Origin of the sequence: Rubrivirga marina (genome assembly GCF_002283365.1) — a bacterium.
GTDB classification, from domain to species: Bacteria; Bacteroidota; Rhodothermia; order Rhodothermales; family Rubricoccaceae; genus Rubrivirga; species Rubrivirga marina.
Genome location: NZ_MQWD01000001.1, coordinates 1,717,903 through 1,737,484 on the forward strand (window position 1 = coordinate 1,717,903; position 19,582 = coordinate 1,737,484).

Below are 19,582 nucleotides of genomic sequence, written 5' to 3' on the forward strand. Positions count from 1 at the left end.
GTTCCCCAATGGCCCAGTCCCCGCGAGCGGAGCGAGCCGCTACCCCTCGCGCTGGCGGCGGCGGGCGGCGGCCTCGGTCTCCTCGGCGTCGCCCAGGACGTCGTCGAGGTCGTCGAGGAGGCCGGCGTCGATCCGCTCCTCGATCTTGCCCATCTCACCGGCCGACGACGCCTCGAAGGCCTCGAAGTCGAGCTCCGTGAGCGAGCCCATTCCGAGCGTCTCGTCGAGGACCTCCATCGAGTGCTGCGTCTCCTCGACCTCGCTCATGAGCGTGTCGAGCTGGAACGAGACTTCCTCCGGGTTCTGCATCGTGAGGCTCTGCTCGTAGACGTAGCGCGTGACGTCCTCGATGGTCTCGAGCTGGGCCTCGATGATGGCGAGGTTCTCCCCGGCCTTCTTGAACCGGTCGAGCCGCTTCTCGAGGATCGTCAGCCGCCGCTGCTTGATGGCGCGGACGCGCGGTGGGTCGCCCTGCATCTCGTTCTGGAGCGCCGTGATGGCGCGGACGATGTCGTTCTCGCCGGTCCGCTTGGCGAACTGGACGTAGCGCTCCTTGAGCTGGAGGAGGTTGAGGTGGGCGTCGAGGAGCCCGTCGAGCTTCTTGAGGTGGGCGTCGAGGAGGCCCTGGCTGGAATACGGGAGCTTGGCGTAGTTGTCCTTGATCGCCTTCTCCATGTTCCGGAAACGGACGTACCGCTTCTGGTCGTCCTTCGCCAGCGTCCGGAACACCTCGCGGTCGCGGGGCTGCTTCCGCCGCTCGTCGACCTTCCGCGCGCGGACGGCCCGCTTGTAGCGCTCGTTGCGCGGGAGCGTGCCGAGGTACAGGAGCTCGGCGGCCGCCGCGAACACGAGGAGCACGTTGGCCGTGACGCCGCCCGTGAGGAGGGCGATCACGAGCGCGAGGATCAGGAAGCCCAGGTTCACCGGGCTCATGAAGGCCTCCTTCGTGAAGTTGATCGACTCGTCGGGCATGGTGGGGGGCGGAGGGAAGGGTGACGCGTGGTGAACGTCGCTACGGGCGGTCACGCATCACGAACCACGCTACGAGTCACGGCTTCGGCCGATGGTCTTGGCGCCCTGGTCGGGATCGGCGGAGGGCTCGTCCTCGGGCGGCGGCGGCCGGCCGATGGTCTTCGCGGAGCCCGGCGTCGTCGCCGAGGCGGGCGCACTCGGGTCGGCGGCGTTCTGGGCGGCCTCCTCGATCGACGGCGACCCGCCGCCCATCGCCGCCTTCATCTGGCGGACGAGCGCTTCGGCCTCGGCCTTCGCCAGGTCCTCGCGGTCGACCTCCTCGGCGTTGCCGGTCTGGGGCGCGTAGCCCTCCGTCGCCAGCTCGAAGCGGGCCTCGGCGTGGGCCGCGTCCCGGAGGAGCTTGTCGGTCATGGCGTCCGTCTCGCTCTCGAGCGCCTCGTTCCGCATGTTCCGGAGCGCCTCGGCGGACGACGCCATGCGCTGGGCGCCGCGGTGGGTCTGCTTGAGCTGGCGGAGCTGGCGGAGGTGCGCCTTCTCCTCGGCCTTGATCCGTTCGAATTCTTCCTTGTCCATGAGGGGTGCGGGATGTGGGACGGAGGGATGGGACGCGAGAACATCCCGCATGGCTCCACCCCTCGCCCCTCGTCTATTCCGTTCGCGTCCGGTCGCGCTCGGCGGGGGCCTCCTCCGAGGCGGCGGGCTCGTCGGGGATCTGGAGCTGTGGGGCGGGCGCGGCCTCCCGGGCCGGCGGCTCCGACATCCCCATCTCGAGCTTGAACTGCTTCACGAGCTCGGCCGCCTGGAGCTCCTGGGCGTCCTCCTCGATCTGCATGGCCTCCGTGTCGATCGAGTCGAGCGCCATCTCCATCCGCGCCTCGTTCTTGGCCGACTGCTCGTTGACGCGGCGGACCATCTCGTCGTGCGTCGAGTCGACGCCGGCGACCTCGAACTGCTCGAGCGTGTCGGCGATCTTGGCCTGCCACTTGGCCCGCTCGTGCGCGCGGAGGGCCTCCTTGGCCTCGCCGATCTTCTTCTCGCGCTCGCGCATGAAGGCCTTCTTGACCTGGAGCGCCTTGTCGTAGGCCTGCTCGGCGAACTGGAGCTGCTCGCCCGTCCGCGCCTGGGCCTCCTTGACGCCCTGGAGTTGGACGGCGTAGCGCTGGGCGATGTCGTCACGGCCGGCCTGGATGGCGGCCTTGATCTTCGACGTGAGCGAGGTCTGCTCGGTGGTGTACTTCCGGTGCTCCTTCTGAAGCAGCATCACGTTGGCCTTCACCGTCGCGATGTTCTCGTTCATCTTCGGGACCTGATCGTTCAACTCGCGCATGTTCTGCTCGAGGATCAGGCGGGGGTCCTCCATCGCGGAGATGGCCCCCCCAAAGAGAGACTTGATGAGACGGGAGAATCGCTTCCACATGGGGCAGTCGGGTCGGGTGAGAGCGGACGCGGGAAACTACGGGGTGCGTCGCGGGCTCGTGTCGTACGGCGGTGCGGGAAAATGGTTGTCCGCTCGTTTCGCTCGCGGGACATGGGGAACGTGAGACGCGGAGGCTGGCAGAGGGTGCTCGTCGAGCGTTGGCGTCAGAGCAGCCAATCAGCCCGTTCCCTCGTGCTCCTCTCCCGTGCCCCCACCCCATCCCGTCCCGTCGAAGCGGTCGAGGAGGAGCGGGCGCGGGGCCGGCGGGGCGGCGCCGATGGTGAACGCGGCCCGGACCGCCTCGGTGTCGGCGCGGTCGGGGTCGGAGGCGTAGATCTGGGCGATCGTTTCGCCGGCCTCGACGGGCTCCCCAGGCTTTTTGTGGAGGACGAACCCGGCCTTCGGGTCCACGTCGTCCTCCTTCTTGGCCCGGCCGGCGCCGAGGTCGACGGCGGCGTAGCCGAGCGCGAGCGGGTCGATGTCGGTCACGAAGCCGGATTCGTCGGCGGTGACGGTCGCGACGGGCTCGCCCATGAGCGAGTCGGGGTCGTCGAGCGCGTCGACGTCGCCGCCCTGGGCCTCGACGATCTCTTGGAGGACGCCGAACGACCAGCCGTCGCGGAGGGCGGCGGCGGCCAGACCGCGCCCGGCCTCGGGGGTCTCCGAGGCCCCGCCGAGGTGGAGCATCTCGCCCGCGAGCGCGAGCGTCACCTCGATCACGTCGTCGCACGGCCCGCCGGCCGGCGTCTCCTCCTTCAGGATCCGGACGGCCTCGGCCGTCTCGGGCCCGTTCCCAATCGCCCGGCCCAGCGGGACGTCCATCTGAGTGAGCAGCGCCACCGTTGGCGTGCCGAAGCCGCGCCCGACGCGGACGAGCGTCTCGGCGAGCTGGCGGGCCCGCGTCTGGTCCTTCATGAACGCCCCCCGCCCGGCCTTCACGTCGAGCACGAGCGCGTCGATGCCCTCGGCCAGCTTTTTCGACAGGATGCTCGCGGCGATGAGCGGGATCGACTCGACGGTGCCGGTCACATCGCGGAGCGCGTAGAGGAGCTTGTCGGCCGGGGCGATCTCGCCCGTCTGCCCGATGAGCACGGCGCCGACCTCGCCGAGCACCTCGCGGTACCGCTCGATGCTGAGGCCGACGTCGAAGCCGGGGATCGCCTCCAGCTTGTCGAGCGTCCCGCCGGTGTGCCCGAGCCCGCGGCCCGAGATCATCGGGACGGGGACTTGGCAGGCCGCGACCATCGGCGCGAGGATCAGCGACACCTTGTCGCCGACGCCGCCCGTCGAGTGCTTGTCGACCTTGACGCCGGGCACGTCGCTGAGGTCGAGGACGGTCCCGCTGTGGAGCATGGCCCGCGTGAGCGCGACCGTCTCGTCGTCGCTGAGCCCGCGGAGGAAGGCGGCCATGAGGAACGCCGCCATCTGGTAGTCGGGCACGTCGCCGGCGGTATAGGCGGCGACGAGAGCTTCGATGTCGTCGGCGGCGAGCTCGCCGCCGTCGCGCTTTCGGGTGATCAGGCGGACGACGTTGAGGTCGGGCACGGGCAGAGGCGTTGCGGGCGGGTCCGAACGCGCCACGGGGTGAGGCGTTCGCGGGGTGTGGGGGAGGGCACAGGGTACGAGGCGTGCCCGTCCCGTTCACCCCGCGCAGCGTTCTCCCACCTCCTTTCGCCATGCGCCAGGTCTGGATCCCCCGCACCGGAGCCCCCGACGTCCTCGAGGTCCGCGAGGCGCCCGATCCCACGCCTGGCCCCGGCGAGGTCCTCGTCGCCGTCGAGGCGGCCGGGGTCAACTTCGCCGACGTCCTCGCGCGGCAGGGGCTGTATCCAGACGCGCCCGACCTGCCGGCCGTCGTCGGCTACGAGGTGGCCGGCACGGTCGCCCGCCTCGGCGACGGCGTGAAGGGACTTGAGGAGGGCGACCCCGTGGTCGCTCTGACGCGGTTCGGGGGCTATTCGTCGCATGTCGTCGCGCCCGCGGCCGCGGTGTTCCAACGTCCGGTGGGGATGAGCGCGGAGGACGGCGCGGCCATCCCGGTCAACTACCTCACGGCGTACCAGATGATGGTCGTGATGGGGAGCGTCCGCCACGCGCGGGAGCTGGGCGGGCAGCGGATGCGGGTCCTCGTCCACGGCGCGTCGGGCGGCGTCGGGACGGCCTGCGGCGACCTCGGGACGATCTACGGCGTCGAGCTGTTCGGGACGGCCTCGCCGTCCAAGCACGGCTACGTCCGTGAGCGGGGCTACCACCACGCGATCGACTACCGACACAGGGACTTCGTGGCGGAAGTGAGGGACCTGACCGACGGTGAGGGCGTCGACCTCGTGCTCGACCCGATCGGCGGGGCGCACTGGGGGCGGAGCCTCGACGCGCTCGCGCCGGCGGGCCGCCTCGTCGTCTACGGCGTGTCGTCGGTGGCGGGCGGTGGCCGGCTCGCGCTCGCGCGGATGGCCCTGAAGGTGCCGTGGGTCCGGACGAGCCCGTTCGCGCTCATGAACGCGAACCACGGCGTGCTCGGCGTCAACCTCGGTCACCTGTGGACCGCCCGCGACCGCGTCGCCGGCTGGGCCCGCTCCCTCCTCGCGTATGCCGAGGCCGGGAAGGTCCGCCCCCACGTCGACCGCGTGTTCTCGTTCGACGAGGCGGCGGAGGCGCACCGCTATCTCGAGGAGCGGAAGAACCGCGGGAAGGTCTTGCTCCGTCCGTAGGGCGGGATCGCAGGGGCGTCCCGGCGCACCGATCGCTCGCCGGGGCGCCCACAAACAGATCGAGGCGGGCAGCCTGGGGCCGCCCGCCTCGGGGGGATCGGTGCGGAGGGGCGGTTAGCCCTCGGCGTTGGCCGCTTCGGCCTCGGCCTTCGCGTCTTCCTCCTGGCTCGCCGCGGCCTGCTTTGCGTTGGACTTGCCGTAGCGCCGCATGAACTTCTCAACGCGGCCGGCCGTGTCGACCATCGTCTTCTTGCCCGTATAGAACGGGTGGTTCGACGAGTCGACCTCGGATTTGTAGTCGCTTCCCATCGTCGAGCGCGTCGTGAACTCGGTGCCGTCCGCAAGCGTGACGGTGACGAAGGGGTAGTCGGGGTGGATGTCGTTCTGCATCGGAATCGGGGCCTCTGGGCAGACACGGAAGGTAGCGGAGCCCTCGGGGTGGCCCAAGGGGGCGGGCGCGTGTTCCTCCGGTCTTCGCGCGGGCGCCTAGGCGAGGAACCGGTTGAGGAGGTCGAGGGCGAGGGCGCCGACGAGCGCCCCGGCCGCGAAGTCGATCCAGCGCGGCCCCCGGCCCTCTCGGATCGCGATGCCGGTCACGACGAGGAGCGCCGCCAGCACGAGCTGGGCCGTCGGGAGGCCGGGCGACTCGGGCGAGGCGCCGAGGGCCCCGTAGCCCACGAGTGCGAGAACGCCGAGCGCGGCGAGGGCCGTGCCGCTGGTCGTGCGGGGGGGGGAGTCGTCGGTCATGGGGGGCATACGCGCGAGCGTCTAAAACGCTTCCATCCCGAAGACGGCGTTCGCGAACAGGAGCTGGCCGTCGGCCCAGAAGCCGCGGAAGAGGGGAGAGTCGAGCAGGTACACCACCGACCCGCTGCCGATCTCCTCGACCCCGAACACGAGCGAGTCCTCCAGCCGGCCCTGGGCCTCGGCGCCGGCGAACCCGGCCGCCGGCGCGCCAGAGCGAACGACGCCCACGTTCCACCCGTCGCCGGGCTCGAAAAAGTCGGACGGGGCGACGCGGCGCTTGAGGACGTACGTCCAGTCGGGGTAGCCGAAGGCGAGCGGGTGCGAGTTGTCGAGGGCGACGCGGTAGACGGCGCCGGGCACGTCGCCGGAGGCGCTCTGGCGGTCGCGCTCGGCGTAGCGTCGGAGGCGGGCCTCGGCGGTCGAGTCGGCGTCGGGCGCGTCGCGCGTGTCGAGGCCGAACCCATCGAGGCCCGCGAGCGCCGTCGCCCCCCGTTCCATCGCGACCAGCCGGCCGCCGGCCCGCACCCACTGGCGGAGCACGTCGGCGCGGTCGGTCGTCAGCCACGCCCCGTAGCCGCCGTCGGGCATCACGAGCACCTCGACGCCGTCGAGGTCGGACGCCGAGACCTCCTCGGCGGTGAGGAGCGTCGCGGGGTACGCGACGACGGCGTCGAGCCAGTGCCAGACCTCGCCGAGCGCCGTCGGCGAGACGGGGGAATCCGCGAGGACGGCCACCTTCGGGCGGCGGACGAAGCCGACCTGGTTGGATCCAAGGTCTGGGCCGGCCTCGGCGAACCCGCTGGCGAGCGCGGCCAGCGGCCGGCCGGTCTCCGCGGCGGCGCGTCGCACGACCTCGTCGAACCGGTCGCCGAGGCGGCTGTTGCCGGCCCGCGTGACTACGAGCGTCCCGCGCCCGAACGTCTGACCGTTCGCCTCGAACGGCTCCGGCACGACGCGGACGCCGACGCCCTCGCGGAGCAGCCGCGCCAGTAGCCGCGCGTCGCCCGGCGCGCTCCACCCGGCGACGTAGGCATACGGCCGTCCGGTCGGGAGGGCCGGCTCCGGGGGGGCTGGGCCGCCGGTCGCCACGGCGGCCTCGGCCGCGACGCCTTCGACGCCGTAGACGTAGGGCAGCGCCCACGCCGTCGCGTCGTACGTCACGGAGTCGGCGAGGGCCGGGTTCGGCTCGAACAGGACGGCCGCCAGCCGGCCAGCCGGCTGATCCGTCGAGACGACGAGCGCGCCGGATTCCACCGCGACCCGCTCCGCCTCGGTCGGCGCGCCGAGGCCTCCACCGTAGCGGACGCCGCGGACGCTCTGGTCGCCGCGCGCCCAGCCGTAGGCGATGCCCTGGAGGTCGAGGAGGTCGGCGAGCGCGTCGAGGCGGGCGGGGTCGCCCTGCGCGACGTAGGTCGGGGCGCCTTCTGGCGCCGCTTCGAAGCCGGCCGCGAACTGGCGGCGGACCTCGGCGGCGTCGCGGGCGACCGTCCGCACGGTCTCGATCCCGGTCGCCACGTGGTGGTCGATCCGGTCCGCCAGCGTCAGCGTGTCGCCCTCGGCGGTTCGGATCGCGAGGCCGGCCCGGCCGCTGCCGCCCTGCTCGTACGTCATCCCCACGGCCCCGTTGAACGAGGGCCATGTGTCGCCGTAGGCGGGGTAGAACAGGTCGAACACCTCGCGGGTGAAGTAGAGCCAGCCCTCGCGGTCGAACACCTCGGCGTTGGCCCGGCCGATCCGCGTCTGGAGCTCGCGCTGCCACGGCGTGATGCGCGGGTGGAACGGCTCGGCGGCCGGCGCGAAGTAGTACGGGCTCTCGACGCCCTGCTCGTGGAAGTCGACGTGGACGGCGGGCATCCACTGGCGGTAGAGCGCGAGGCGGGCGCGCGTCTCGGGCTGCGTGCCCCAGGCCCAGTCGCGGTTCAGGTCGAAGAGGTAGTGGTTGAACCGCCCGCCGGGCCACGGCTGCTCGTGCTCGCGGGCGTCGGGGTCGGCGTTCGGCTCGGCCCCGTACCGCTGGCGGTAGCCGTGTACGTAGCGCTCGCGGCCGTCGGGGTTCAGGCACGGGTCGAGGATCACGACGACGTCGCCGAGGAGCGCGCGCGACTCGGGCTGTGTGAGGCGGTAGAGCGTCCGCAGGGCGGCCTCGGTGCTCACGGCCTCGTCGCCGTGGACGTTGTAGCTCAGCCAGACGACGGCTTTTTCGGGCACGCCCTCGCCGCGCGTGGCGCCGATCTGGCTCCGGCGCGTGGACTCCGCGGCTTCCGGGCTCTCGGCGACGACGGCCACGAGGAGCGGCCGGCCCTCGACCGTCTCGCCATACGGCGTCAGCGTGACGAGCGGGCTCGCCTCGGCGACGGCCTCGACGTAGTCCACCACGCGGTGGTGCGGCGTGAACCGCTCGCCGAGGGCGTAGCCGAGGAAGCCCTCCGGGGTGGGGACCTGCGCCGAGGCGGCGACGGCGAGGAGCGCGAGCAGGAAGGGGAGACGACGGGGCATGGGCGGGGCGACGGGCGAGCTCGAAGCTACCGGCGTCCGTGCCCTCTCTTCGCCCGCCTCGACGCCGAGGGAGAGGGAGTGGGACGTGAACTCAGGACAACCCCGGGGCAGGGGAGGGGCGTTGACGACATCCCCTCTTCCACCCCTCCCCTCCATTCCATGTCGGACGCCCAGACGCCCAACCAGTACACGATGCAGGACCCGCGGACGCAGTACCCGCGGCCGCCCTTCCCGCGTCAGCCCCAGGACGCGCCGGGGCTCACTACGAAGATGGACCCCGTGCCGGACCACGGCGAGGAGAGCTACCGCGGCTTCGGCCGGATGGAGGGCCGCCGGGCGCTCATCACCGGCGGCGACTCCGGGATTGGCCGCGCGGCGGCCATCGCCTACGCCCGCGAGGGCGCGGCCGTCGCCATCAACTACCTCGACGTGGAGAGCCCGGACGCCGAATCGCTGAAGGACCTCATCGAGGGAGAGGGCGGCACGCTCCACCTCCTCCCGGGCGACCTCACCGACGAGGCGTTCTGCACGACGCTCATCGACGACGCCCGCGAGGCGCTCGGCGGGCTCGACGTGCTCGTCATCAACGCCGGGAAACAGACGTCGCAGGAGTCGATCCGCGACATCACGACGGAGCAGTTCGACCAGACCTACAAGACCAACGTCTACGCCATGTTCTGGTTGGCCAAGGCGGCCGTCCCGCACCTCGAGCCCGGCTCGGCGATCATCACGACGACCTCGATCCAGGGCTACAAGCCATCGGCGAACCTCCTCGACTACGCCTCGACGAAGTACGCCATCATCGGCTTCACGAAGGCGCTCGCGAAACAGCTCGCCGAGGACGGCGTCCGCGTCAACGGCGTCGCACCGGGCCCGTTCTGGACGCCGCTCCAGCCCTCCGGCGGGCAGCCTCAAGACAAGATCGAGGAGTTCGGGAAGCAGGTCCCGCTCGGGCGTCCGGGCCAGCCGGCCGAGATCGCGTCGACCTACGTGTTCCTCGCCACGCAGGAGTCGGGCTACATCACCGGCGAGATCGTCGGCGTGACCGGCGGCGACCCGACGATGTAACGGCGACTGGCCCCGCCTCGGCGCCGAGGCGGGGCTAGCTGCGCTTGAGGGCGAAGCCGGCCGCGAGCGCGAACAGCGGGGCCCACAGGAACCACGGGCCGCCGGTCGTGACCGCGATCACGCCGGACACGAGGCTCGCGCCCGAGAGGAGCGCCGTCCGGAGGCCCGCCAGCGGCGACGCGTCGGGGCTCCGGATCCGCGACTCCAGAAAGCGGATGCCCTCGGCCATCAGCGTCGGGCTCTTGACGATGAGGTCGACCAATTCCGGCGCGCCGCGGAGGCTCTCCTTCAGGAGCGCCGCCGGGTTGAACTGGTGCAGGAACAGCTTGTTGACGTGCTTCCGACTCACCTCGGCCACGTCGAACCCCGGCAGGAGCGTCTGGCCGACGCCCTCGAACGTCACGAGCGCCTTCGTCATGAGCACGAGCTCGACCGGGAAGTACATCCGGTACTGGCCCGCCAGCCCCACCGACTCCATGATGAGCTGGCCGACGTTGACCTCGCCGTACTTCTGCGCCCGGTAGAACCGGCGACACAGCTCCGCGACGGCCCGCTGGAAGCCGCGCGGGTCGGCCTTCTTGCCCGCCTGCGACACCGACGCGAGGTAGCGCGCGGCGTTCTCGGCGTCGCCGGTCACGAGCGAGAAGTAGTAGTAGAGGAGCGTCCGCCGGAGGTCGCCGTCGAAGTAGCCGACCATCCCGAGGTCGATGAACCCGACCTTCGGGTCGACGCGGCCCTCGGCGTCGGGCTCGGCGTCGAGCACGAACATGTTACCCGGGTGGAGGTCGGCGTGGAAGAAGCCGTCCTGGTAGAGCATCCGGATGATCGTGAGCGCGCCGAGGTCGACGAGCTTCTCGCGGGCCTCGAGCGGCAACGCGCGGCTGGCGGGCGTGTCCGGCCGGATGCCGCGGAACCGCTCCATCGTCAAGACGAGCCGGCTCGAGTACTCCCGGTAGATCGTCGGGAACCGGATGTCGGGCTGGTCGGCGAAGTTGATCGCCATCTGCTCCGCGTTGTCGGCCTCCCGCCGCAGGTCGACCTCCCGGAGCGTGTACTCGGCGAACTCGTCGAGGACCTTCTTCGGCTGGTAGCGGCTGAAGAACACCTGGAGGAACGACCCGAAAAAGCCGAGCAGCCGCGAGTCCCGCTTGAGGATGACGTAGATGTGCGGCTTGACGACCTTCAGGATGACGTCGTCGCCGTCGACCGTCGTCGCCGCGTGGATCTGGCCGATCGACGCGCTCCCGAGCGGCTTCGGGTCGATGTAGCTGAACATCTCGTCGACCGGCCGCCCGAGCCCCTTCGCCACACGGTCGAGGTACTCCGGGAACGGCATCACCGGGAGCCGATCCAGGAGGTTCTTCAACTCCTCCGTGATGAACGGCGGCAGGAGGTCCTCGCGGAGCGCCAGCACCTGCCCGAGCTTGATGTAGGTCGGCCCGAGGAGCTCGAGGCGGCGGCGGAGCTGTTTCTCGATCGGCAGCCCGCGGATGTCGCGGCGGACGAGCGGCTTGACGAAGAACGCCGCCAGCTTGATGAGGAACAGCGGGAAGCCCTTGACGAACGCAAACTGCTCCCGGTCGCGGGCCACGGCCACGGCGCTCCCATACACGAGGCCGGTCGCGTGGCGGAGCGTCGTGAAGTAGCGCCGGACGAGCGACGGCGGCTCGCCGACGTCCATGACCTCGAACCCGGCCTGCCGGGCGACCTCGGTGCCGGGGTCGAGGGCCGGCACGTCGTGCGTGCCGTGGCGGCGGCGGAGGCGGGCGAGGCGCCGGAGGTCGGCGGCGACGGCCTGCTCGCTCTCGGCTCGGTGCGCGCGCGGCGGCGGGTCCGTCGGGTCGGCGCGGACGGGGCCGGGCGCGGCCTCGGCGTGGAGCGCGGCGCTGGGCGACTCGCCCGCGGGGCCGGCCGGGCGGGCGTCGCCCTCCTCGGCCGTCTCGTGCTCCGCCTCCGTGATCGACGGCTCGTCGCGCTCCCGATACTCCGCGGGCGCGTCGTCGTCCGCCGGTGCCCCGTCGCCCTCGAAGGGCGCCGCGCCCGCGCCGACGGCGTCGTCGGGCGGGTGGACCGGCCCGGCCTCGGAGGCAGGGACCGGCTCGCTGCGGTCGCGGTCGGAGGGCGGCATGGCACATGGTACCATCGGCCGCGCCGCGGGCTCCCTTGAGGGGGGCGGTAGGCGCGAGCGTCTAGGGATCGCTCGGCCCGTCTCACTGTCATCCTGAGCGGAGCGAAGGATCTCGCGTCCGCTGGCGGTCCGCTCGTCGTCAGCGGAACGCGTGAGTCCGACGAGATCCTTCCCTCCGCCGCTGCGCGCCTTCGCTCAGGACGACCGGGCGGGGACGCCGAGCCCGCCCGCCTCGGCGCCGAGGCGGGCGGAGTCGGGGGCCAGCGGTTGGCGACGCCGACCTAGCGGTTCCGGCCGAACTTCTCGTGGCTCGACACCCAGTCGTTGGCCGAGATCGCCGAGGCCAGGCTGATCTCACCGGCCAGCACGACGCCGGCGATGATCTCGGCCAGCTTCCGGACCTTGTCGCGGCCGTAGCACCCGAGCATCTCCAGGCACTCGCGCTGCGTGGCGAGGCCGGTCCCGCCGCCGTACGTCGCCACGATGAGGCTGGGGATCGTGATCGACAGCATGAGGTCGTCGTCGTCCGTGTGCTCGGCGTAGAGGATGGCCGCCGACGACTCGGAGACGTTCGCGACGTCCTGGCCGGTCGCGATGAACATGGCCGTGATGCCGTTGGGCGAGTGGAGCCCGTTGTTGTTGGCGCCCGAGAGCACGCTCCCGACGCCGGCCGCGACGCCCCAGTGGTAGGCCAGCCCCTTCGGCTCGACGCGCATGACCTCGCGGAGCACGTCGCCCTTGATGAGGCACTCGGCCGTGACCCGCTTGCCGCGTGTCTTCATGATGTTGACCATCGAGGCCTTCTTGTCGGTCGCGAAGTTCGACTCGAGGAAGAACCGCCGGATGGTGTCGTTCCGCTCCAGGATCCAGGAGCACGCGGCGAAGGTGGCCCGCCCGACCATGTTCTGCCCGGCCGCGTCGCCCGTCGAGAAGTTGAAGCGGCAGAAGGCGAAGTGGTTCGAGAGGTACGTGTCGATGTACTGGAGCTTGCCGATCGACGTCGTGGACTCGGCCTGGGCCGCGATCTCGGCGAAGTTCTCGTCGAGCCAGCCGCGGAAGTCGCGGGCCGCGCGGGCGTCCTCGAAGATGAAGACGGGCGCCCGCTGCATCGCGTCATCGGAGACCGTGCACTTCACGCCGCCCGACAGGTTGAGCACCTTCATCCCGCGGTTGTAGCTCGCGACCAGCGTTCCCTCGGCCGTCGCGAGCGGCACGAGGAACTCGCCCTGCGCGTGCTCCCCGTTCACCTTCAGCGGCCCGGCCACGCCGATCGGGACCTGGGCCACGCCGATGAAGCTCTCGACGTTGCCGGCCGCCACGTGCGGGTCGAACGAGTACGACTTGACGTGCTCGAACGCCTTGCCGGTGTACGCCTCCACGAACTCCTGGCGCTCGTGGATGGCGGCCTCGGCGTAGTCGTCCTGGGCGTCGCGCGGGACCGTCACGCGGTTCGGGCGGTCGGGCTGGACCGAGTCCTTGACCTTGAACGACAGGTCGCCCATCCCCTCGATGGCGAACCGGAGTCGGATCTCGTGGACGCCCTCCCCGGGCGTCACGCCGGGCACGTTCACGGTGACCACCTTCCGGAGCGGGAACGCGACCGGGTTCGACGACGAGACCTCCGAGGCCGGCAGGGTCGTCCCGTCGTCGAGCGACAGCGAGAGCTGGTCGGCCGAGACCTCGCGCCCGTCGACGGACACGCTCTGGAGGCCGGTCAGCTTGGCGTCGGTGAGCCGGTTCTTGAGGCTGAAGGCGAGGCCCCCGTCCGTGGGCGTGAGGCTCCCGTTGGTGTAGAGCTGGCGGAGGACGAGCGAGGGGATCTTCATCGGGCGCGGGGAGGAGGGAGGGCCATGGTACTCCGAAAGCGCTCCCGGGTCTCAACGAGCGGGGAGGCGCGCTCCGCCCTGGCGCGAGGGGCCGCGCCGTGGCGGCCTCGCCTCCTGGCGGAGCGCGCGTCCGGGCCCGCTCACACCTCTCGCCACATCACGAAATGGGGCCCGATGCCCGGGATGTCGAACTCGGGCCCGACGGCCATCATCCCGAGGCGCTCGTAGAACGGGACGGCCACGAGGCGCGCGTTGCACCACAGGAACCGCCCGCCGCCCTCGCGGACGACGGCGAAGCACTCCTCCAGCACGGCGCGCCCGAGCCCGGTCCCCCGCGCGGCGCCCGACGTCGCCATCCCGCGGAGGCGCCAACTCGCGCCGTCGGCGTAGGCCGCCTCGGGGATCTCGTCGCGGTTCGCGTCCGGCGGCGCCTCCGCGTAGACCGTCCCGACGCCGTCGGGCTCGGCGGCGCCGTCGCGGAAGGCGGCGACGTGGACGGCCACGGTCTCGTCCTGGTCGTACGTCGCCAGCCGGTCGGTCCAGGTCGGGCGGAGGGCCTCGGTCCGCAACGGGCGGACGACGGCGGCGGGGACGCGGCGGGCGGCGGGCATTGGAGGGGCGGTCCAGTGGGGCGGGGCCCGAAAAGCTACCCGACGCCGACCCGCTCGCGCCGCCGGAGGTCTCACGGGCATGGACCTGTTCGACCCGCCCCCCGACTCGCCCGAGGCCGCCGCCGAACCGACAGGTCGACGCAGTCAGGCCGACCGCCTCCGCGTCAAGGCGCTCCGCATCCACGAGATCCTGTGCGAGGCCTACGGCTGCCCCGTCCCCTACTTCTCCGATAAGGGCCCGCTGAGCGAATTGGTCTCGGCCCTCCTCTCGCACCGGACCAAGAACGCCGACAGCGGCCGCGCCTACACCCAGCTCCGCGAGCGCTTCCCGACGTGGGAGGCCGTCCGCGACGCGCCGGCCGAGGAGGTGGAGGAGGCCATCGCGCCCTGCACGTGGCCCGAGCAGAAGGCGCCGCGCATCCAGGCCGTCCTCCGCGCGATCACCGAGGCGCCCGAGGTCGACGGCCTCGGCCTCGACGAGTTGGCGGACTGGCCGGCCGACGACGCCCGCCGCTGGCTCCAGGCGTTCAAGGGCGTCGGACCCAAGACGAGCGCGGCCGTGCTCCTCTTCAGCCGGCTCCGGGTCCCCGCGCTGCCCGTCGACAGCCACCACCACCGCGTGGCCCAGCGGCTCGGGCTGATTCCGATGTCGATGGCGGTCGGCCCCAGCCACGACGCCCTCGCGGCCCTCGTCCCGGGCGACTGGGACGCGCAGCGGGTCTACGACCACCACGAGGCGCTCATGCTCCACGGGCAGAAGTGCTGCTACTACCGGCGCCCCGCCTGCTCCCGCTGCCCGGTCTACGACCTCTGCGTGTGGGAGGGGAAGGGGGCGCCTCCGCCCGACGCGGAGACGAGCTGAGGTGCCCCGCCTCGGCACCGAGGCGGGGGGAGCCGGGACCTACTCGACGTAGCCGAGCTTGCTCTGGCGCCGGTCGCGGCGCTGCGGGCGCTGGACCACGACCTCCGGCTCGCACACGCCGGCGTCGTAGTCGCCGACCTCGCGGATCACCTCGTCCCGGCTCGCCTCGACGCGCCGGCCCTCGAGCTCGCTCGCGATGACGCGGACGATGAGGCCGTTGAGCGGGGTCACCTGGTAGCGGGCGGTCTTCGGCTCGGCGTTGGGGAGGCCGACGCCGCTGTCGTCGGTCAGGAAGAGGTGACGGGACTGGGTCAGCACGGCGGGGCGCGCGTGACGTACTCGGCCTCGTCGGCCACGCCGGAGGCGGCGACGGGGTAGAGGCGGAGGCCGCGCGCGCGGGCCTCGCGGACGGCGGCCAGCGTCCGGTCCACGCGGTCGTCGTGCGGCGGGGCATCGGCGACGAGGAAGGCGACGCGGGCGGCCGTCCGGTCCGCCAGTCGAGGTCGAGCGCGGCCTCGAGCGCCTCCCCCTTGCGATCGGTGAAGAAACGGCGGAGGGAGAACGTTATCTGTTGCAACAAATACCTATGCCTCAACCCACTCCCCCCCCCCACCCCCATGGCCACGCTCCGCGACAAGGTCGACGACCTCAACAACCGCATCCTCCAGGGCGACATCCTCGGCGCCTTCGAGGACTACTACCACGACGACGTCGTGATGACCGACGCCGGCCAAGAGCCGCGCGTCGGCAAGGACGTCAACCGGACCTACGAGGAGGCCTTCGTCAACGGCCTCACCGAGTTCCGCGGCGCCGAGGTCAAGGGCGTCGGCGTTGACGAGGAGGCCGGCAAGGCCCTCGTCGAGTGGCACTTCGACTTCACCCACGCCGACTATGGCGACCAGAAGTACGACCAGGTCGCCGTCCAGACCTGGGAGGACGGCCAGGTCGTCGACGAGAAGTTCTACAAGCTGATCGTCTGAGCCCCGCGCTCCGTACGACACGGCCCGCCTCGGTTCATCACCCGGGCGGGCCGTCCTATGTCGGCGCGGTCGCGGAATCGGCCCGGCCGTCCGCCGGGGCTAGTACGGCGGGTTGAGCGTCTCCGGGTCGGCCGGGGCGTTCGTGAGCTCCCAGTCCTCGAACCGGGCGAGGTCGTCGCGGATGGCCTTCATGATGTACGCGACGACGACGGCGTCGTCCAAGAAGCCCGTTCCGAGGATGAAGTCCGGGATCAGGTCGGCGGGGGTCACGAAGTAGAGCAGGCCGGCCGCGACGAACACGATGCTCTTCCACGGGAGGTGCCGGTACTCGCCCTTGGCGACCGCGCCGGCGAGGCGGACGAGGCGGGGGACGTCGGCGCGGAGCGAGCCGATCCGGCTACGGTCTTCCCGGAGCTGGGACTGCGCGCGGCGGATGACGGCGCGGAGCCGGCTTGGGTGGTCGGCGAGCTCCTCGGCGTCCTCGCGGACGAGGCGGAGGCCGCGGCGGGCGGTGGAGCGGTCGGAAGAAGAGGCCACGTCGGGTCGGGGGAGGCGTGGGCATGGTACGTCGCGGAGGCCCCACGGTTGCCAGCCGGCTCCGTCCGCCCCCCGCCGGCCGGGTACCTTCCAGCGACTCCCCCAGACCGATGCGCCGCGTTTCCGCTTTCGCCCTCCTCGCCCTGCTCGCGAGTTTCGCCGACGCCCAAAACGTCGATCCCGTCGTCCACCTCCCCAACGACGTCGCGCCGACGCCGGCGGCCGAGCGGCTGGAGGCGGCCGCTCAGCGCGAGCGGCTGGCCGAGGCGTCGCCCGTCGCCGAGGTCCCGTTCCGCTCCGTCGGCCCGACGGTCATGAGCGGGCGCGTGACCGCCGTCGAGGGGCGCCCCGGCGACCCGTCCACGTTCTACGTCGCCTACGCCTCGGGCGGGCTGTGGGTCACGGACAACGGCGGCGCCAGCTTCGTCCCGCTCTTCGACCACATGCCGACGATCACGATCGGCGACCTCGACGTGGACTGGCGCGACCCCGAGGGCGACGGACCGACGCTGTGGGTGGGCACCGGCGAGGCCAACTCGTCGCGGTCGTCGTACGCCGGGACGGGCGTCTACCTCAGCCGCGACGGCGGCGCGACCTGGGAGCACGTCGGGCTCGAAGAGACCCAGCACATCGGCCGCGTCGCGGTCCACCCCGACGACCCGCAGACGGTCTACGTCGCGGCCACTGGCCACCTCTACTCGCCGAACCCGGAGCGCGGCGTCTACCGCACGACCGACGGCGGCGCGACGTGGGAGAGGACGCTCTTCGTGGACGACGACACGGGCGCCATCGACCTGATCCTCGACCCGACGAACTCGGATCGCGTCTACGCCGCGACGTGGACCCGAAGCCGCCGCGCGTGGGACTTCCGCGAGGGCGGCCCCGGCTCGGCCATCTGGGCGAGCGACGACGGCGGCGCGACCTGGGAACGCCTGAGCGTCGAGGGCTCCGGCTTCCCGACCGGCGCGACGGTCGGGCGGATCGGTCTCGACGCCCACCCGAGCGGCGTGCTCTACGCCGTCGTCGACAACCAGGCGCGGCGGCCGGACGAGCCGGACGACGACGAGCCGGCCGTCACCCGTGACCGCCTCCGCACGATCTCGCGGGCCGACTTCCTCGAGCTGGCCGAGGAGGACCTCAACGCGTTCCTCGACGCCAACAACGTCCCCTACAGCTACACCGCCGAGTCGATCCTCGAGGACGTCCGCGATGGCCGTCTCGACCCGGCCGACCTCATCGCGTTCCTGGAGGACGCCAACGCCCAGCTCTTCGACACGCCTGTGATCGGGGCCGAGGTCTACCGCTCCGACGACGGCGGCCGGAGCTGGACCCGGACGCACGAGGACACGCTCGACGACCTGTTCTACTCGTACGGCTACTACTTCGCCATCGTCCGCGTCGACCCGGCCGACGCCGACCGCGTCTACGTCCTGGGCGTCCCGCTCGTGGCGAGCGTCGACGGCGGCGCGACGTGGGAGCGCGCCGACGCCGAGCACGTCCACGTCGACCACCACGACCTCTGGTTCGACCCCGAGCGGCCCGGGTTCGCGCTGTCTGGCAACGACGGCGGCCTCAACCTGACCTACGACGGCGGCGCGACGTGGACGAAGCTCAACCGTCCGGCCGTCGGCCAGTTCTACACCGTCCAGGTCGACGACGCCGAGCCGTACAACGTCTACGGCGGGCTCCAGGACAACGGCGTGTGGGTCGGCCCGAGCACCTACGAGCCGTCGCCCGAGTGGCGGGCCGAGGGCGACTACCCGTACCGCCGGCTGTTCGGCGGCGACGGGATGCAGGTCCAGGTCGACGAGCGCGACGGGACGGTCTACACCGGCCTCCAGTTCGGCAACTACGTCCGCACGACGCGCGACGGCGGCCCCATCGAGCGGACCGTGCCGGAGCACGAGCTCGGCGAGCGGCCGTTCCGGTTCAACTGGCAGGCGCCGATCTGGCTCAGCCGCCATCTCCCGGATGTCCTCTACATGGGCTCGGACAAGGTCCACCGCTCGCTCGACCGCGGCGAGACGTGGGAGGCGCTCTCCGAGGATCTCACCGGCGGCGGCCGGCCCGGGGACGTGCCGTACGGGACGCTCACGAGCCTCCACGAGTCGCCGTTCGAGTTCGGCCTGCTGGCGGCCGGCACCGACGACGGCCACGTCTGGGTGACGGAGGACGGCGGCCGGACGTGGCGCGACCGCTCGGCCGGCCTGCCCGAGGATCTGTGGGTAAGCCGCGTCGAGCTCTCCGGCCACGAGACGCGCCGGCTCCTCGTCGCGCTCAACGGTTACCGCTGGGACCACTTCGACAGCTACGTCTACCGCTCCGACGACCTCGGGCGGACGTGGGAGCGGATCGGCCTCGACCTGCCCGCCGAGCCGGTCAACGTGGCGAAGGAGGACCCGCACAACCCGGACGTCCTCTACGTCGGAACCGACGGCGGGCTCTACGTCTCGCTCGACGGCGGCCAGTCGTTCTCGGCCTTCCACGGCCAGCGCGCCCGCCTCGGCACCGAGGTGGAGGAGGCCGGGCCGTTCGACGAGGTCGAGGAAGGCTCGCGGTTGCCGTACGTGCCGGTCCACGACCTCGTGGTGCAGGCGCGCGAGCGCGACCTCGCCGTCGGCACGCACGGCCGGTCGCTGTGGATCGCTGACGTGGGCCTCGTGAGCCGGCTCACGGCCGACGTGATGGCGCGGACGCTCCACGTCTTCCCGCCCGACACGCTGGAGCATCAGTCCAACTGGGGCGAGCGTGGCTACACCTGGTCCGACCCGAGCGAGCCGTCCGTCGATGTCGGGTACTGGACGACGGCGGCGGGCACGGCCCGCGTCCGCGTGCTCGACGCCGACGGCGGGGTCGTCCGCCAGTGGGACGACGCGGCGGAGCCCGGCCTCAACCTGATGGCCTACAACCTCGTCTCGGACGAGGCCCTCGAAGACGACGCCGAGGCGGGCGAAGACACAGGCGCCTTCTACCTCGTGCCGGGCACGTACACGGTCGAGGTGTCCGTCGGCGGCGCGACGGCAACGGCGCCGCTCGTCGTCGAGCCCGGCCCCGAGCTACGGAGCCGAGCGCGGAAGAAGATGCCGTAGGCCGGTGGAGGGAGGGGGGCGCCGACGAGGTGCCCGACGTCGGCCGCCTCGGGCGCTGTGTCGGACGAGTCCGACACGGCGGCGGTCGACGATCCGACGGGGAGGGGAGGGGATGTCCGCTGGTGACGGGGCACTATG

The 19,582-nt window shown here is 72.0% G+C and carries 17 protein-coding genes; 5 read left to right on the plus strand and 12 right to left on the minus strand.

Annotated features, from left to right (window positions below; all coding sequences use genetic code 11):
* Positions 1 to 39: 39 nt before the first annotated feature.
* The 4 genes from BSZ37_RS07165 to BSZ37_RS07180 form a co-directional block, all read right to left on the minus strand.
* A complete protein-coding gene (locus tag BSZ37_RS07165; protein ID WP_095509891.1) occupies positions 40 to 972 on the minus strand; it encodes a hypothetical protein in 933 nt (310 codons plus the stop codon).
* Between the two features lie 69 nt (positions 973 to 1,041).
* On the minus strand, positions 1,042 to 1,545 hold the full coding sequence (locus tag BSZ37_RS07170; protein WP_095509892.1) for a hypothetical protein: 504 nt from the start codon (positions 1,543 to 1,545) through the stop codon (positions 1,042 to 1,044).
* A gap of 73 nt (positions 1,546 to 1,618) precedes the next feature.
* A complete protein-coding gene (locus BSZ37_RS07175) occupies positions 1,619 to 2,389 on the minus strand; it encodes a PspA/IM30 family protein (protein ID WP_095509893.1) in 771 nt (256 codons plus the stop codon).
* 177 nt (positions 2,390 to 2,566) lie between these two features.
* Positions 2,567 to 3,934: a thymidine phosphorylase gene (locus tag BSZ37_RS07180; protein WP_095509894.1), complete on the minus strand. Its 1,368-nt coding sequence runs from the start codon at positions 3,932 to 3,934 to the stop codon at positions 2,567 to 2,569.
* A gap of 131 nt (positions 3,935 to 4,065) precedes the next feature.
* Between BSZ37_RS07180 and BSZ37_RS07185 the strand changes: the two genes are divergently transcribed.
* A complete protein-coding gene (locus tag BSZ37_RS07185; RefSeq protein ID WP_095509895.1) occupies positions 4,066 to 5,100 on the plus strand; it encodes a synaptic vesicle VAT-1 family membrane protein in 1,035 nt (344 codons plus the stop codon).
* 114 nt (positions 5,101 to 5,214) lie between these two features.
* Here BSZ37_RS07185 and rpmE read toward each other — a convergent pair whose 3' ends face one another.
* The 3 genes from rpmE to BSZ37_RS07200 form a co-directional block, all read right to left on the minus strand.
* Complete coding sequence (gene rpmE, locus BSZ37_RS07190) at positions 5,215 to 5,490, minus strand: 50S ribosomal protein L31 (protein WP_095509896.1); 276 nt, start codon at positions 5,488 to 5,490, stop codon at positions 5,215 to 5,217.
* Between the two features lie 96 nt (positions 5,491 to 5,586).
* Positions 5,587 to 5,847: a hypothetical protein gene (locus BSZ37_RS07195; protein WP_095509897.1), complete on the minus strand. Its 261-nt coding sequence runs from the start codon at positions 5,845 to 5,847 to the stop codon at positions 5,587 to 5,589.
* Between the two features lie 21 nt (positions 5,848 to 5,868).
* Positions 5,869 to 8,343 (minus strand): M14 metallopeptidase family protein, encoded by a 2,475-nt coding sequence (locus BSZ37_RS07200; protein WP_095509898.1) that lies wholly within the window; start codon positions 8,341 to 8,343, stop codon positions 5,869 to 5,871.
* A gap of 159 nt (positions 8,344 to 8,502) precedes the next feature.
* On the opposite strand from BSZ37_RS07200, the gene BSZ37_RS07205 reads away from it, so the two are divergent.
* Positions 8,503 to 9,411 (plus strand): SDR family oxidoreductase, encoded by a 909-nt coding sequence (locus BSZ37_RS07205; protein ID WP_095509899.1) that lies wholly within the window; start codon positions 8,503 to 8,505, stop codon positions 9,409 to 9,411.
* Positions 9,412 to 9,445: 34 nt separating this feature from the next.
* Here BSZ37_RS07205 and BSZ37_RS07210 read toward each other — a convergent pair whose 3' ends face one another.
* The 3 genes from BSZ37_RS07210 to BSZ37_RS07220 form a co-directional block, all read right to left on the minus strand.
* Entirely contained in the window at positions 9,446 to 11,539 is a 2,094-nt protein-coding gene (locus BSZ37_RS07210) for an ABC1 kinase family protein (protein WP_095509900.1), read from the minus strand.
* A gap of 281 nt (positions 11,540 to 11,820) precedes the next feature.
* Complete coding sequence (locus BSZ37_RS07215; protein WP_095509901.1) at positions 11,821 to 13,365, minus strand: hydroxymethylglutaryl-CoA reductase; 1,545 nt, start codon at positions 13,363 to 13,365, stop codon at positions 11,821 to 11,823.
* A 140-nt stretch (positions 13,366 to 13,505) separates the two neighbouring features.
* Positions 13,506 to 13,976, minus strand: coding sequence for a GNAT family N-acetyltransferase (locus BSZ37_RS07220; protein ID WP_179299512.1), 471 nt, complete (start codon positions 13,974 to 13,976; stop codon positions 13,506 to 13,508).
* Positions 13,977 to 14,055: 79 nt separating this feature from the next.
* Here BSZ37_RS07220 and BSZ37_RS07225 point away from each other — a divergent pair, with 79 nt between their 5' ends.
* Complete coding sequence (locus tag BSZ37_RS07225) at positions 14,056 to 14,838, plus strand: endonuclease III domain-containing protein (RefSeq protein WP_095509903.1); 783 nt, start codon at positions 14,056 to 14,058, stop codon at positions 14,836 to 14,838.
* Between the two features lie 39 nt (positions 14,839 to 14,877).
* Here BSZ37_RS07225 and BSZ37_RS07230 read toward each other — a convergent pair whose 3' ends face one another.
* Positions 14,878 to 15,156, minus strand: a complete 279-nt coding sequence (locus BSZ37_RS07230; RefSeq protein WP_095509904.1) for a hypothetical protein — start codon at positions 15,154 to 15,156, stop codon at positions 14,878 to 14,880.
* Between the two features lie 299 nt (positions 15,157 to 15,455).
* On the opposite strand from BSZ37_RS07230, the gene BSZ37_RS07235 reads away from it, so the two are divergent.
* A complete protein-coding gene (locus tag BSZ37_RS07235; protein WP_095509905.1) occupies positions 15,456 to 15,818 on the plus strand; it encodes a nuclear transport factor 2 family protein in 363 nt (120 codons plus the stop codon).
* A gap of 99 nt (positions 15,819 to 15,917) precedes the next feature.
* Here the strand turns inward: BSZ37_RS07235 and BSZ37_RS07240 are convergent, their stop codons facing one another.
* Positions 15,918 to 16,355, minus strand: a complete 438-nt coding sequence (locus BSZ37_RS07240) for a DUF1232 domain-containing protein (RefSeq protein ID WP_095509906.1) — start codon at positions 16,353 to 16,355, stop codon at positions 15,918 to 15,920.
* 110 nt (positions 16,356 to 16,465) lie between these two features.
* Here BSZ37_RS07240 and BSZ37_RS07245 point away from each other — a divergent pair, with 110 nt between their 5' ends.
* A complete protein-coding gene (locus BSZ37_RS07245) occupies positions 16,466 to 19,444 on the plus strand; it encodes a WD40/YVTN/BNR-like repeat-containing protein (RefSeq protein WP_095509907.1) in 2,979 nt (992 codons plus the stop codon).
* Positions 19,445 to 19,582 lie beyond the last annotated feature (138 nt).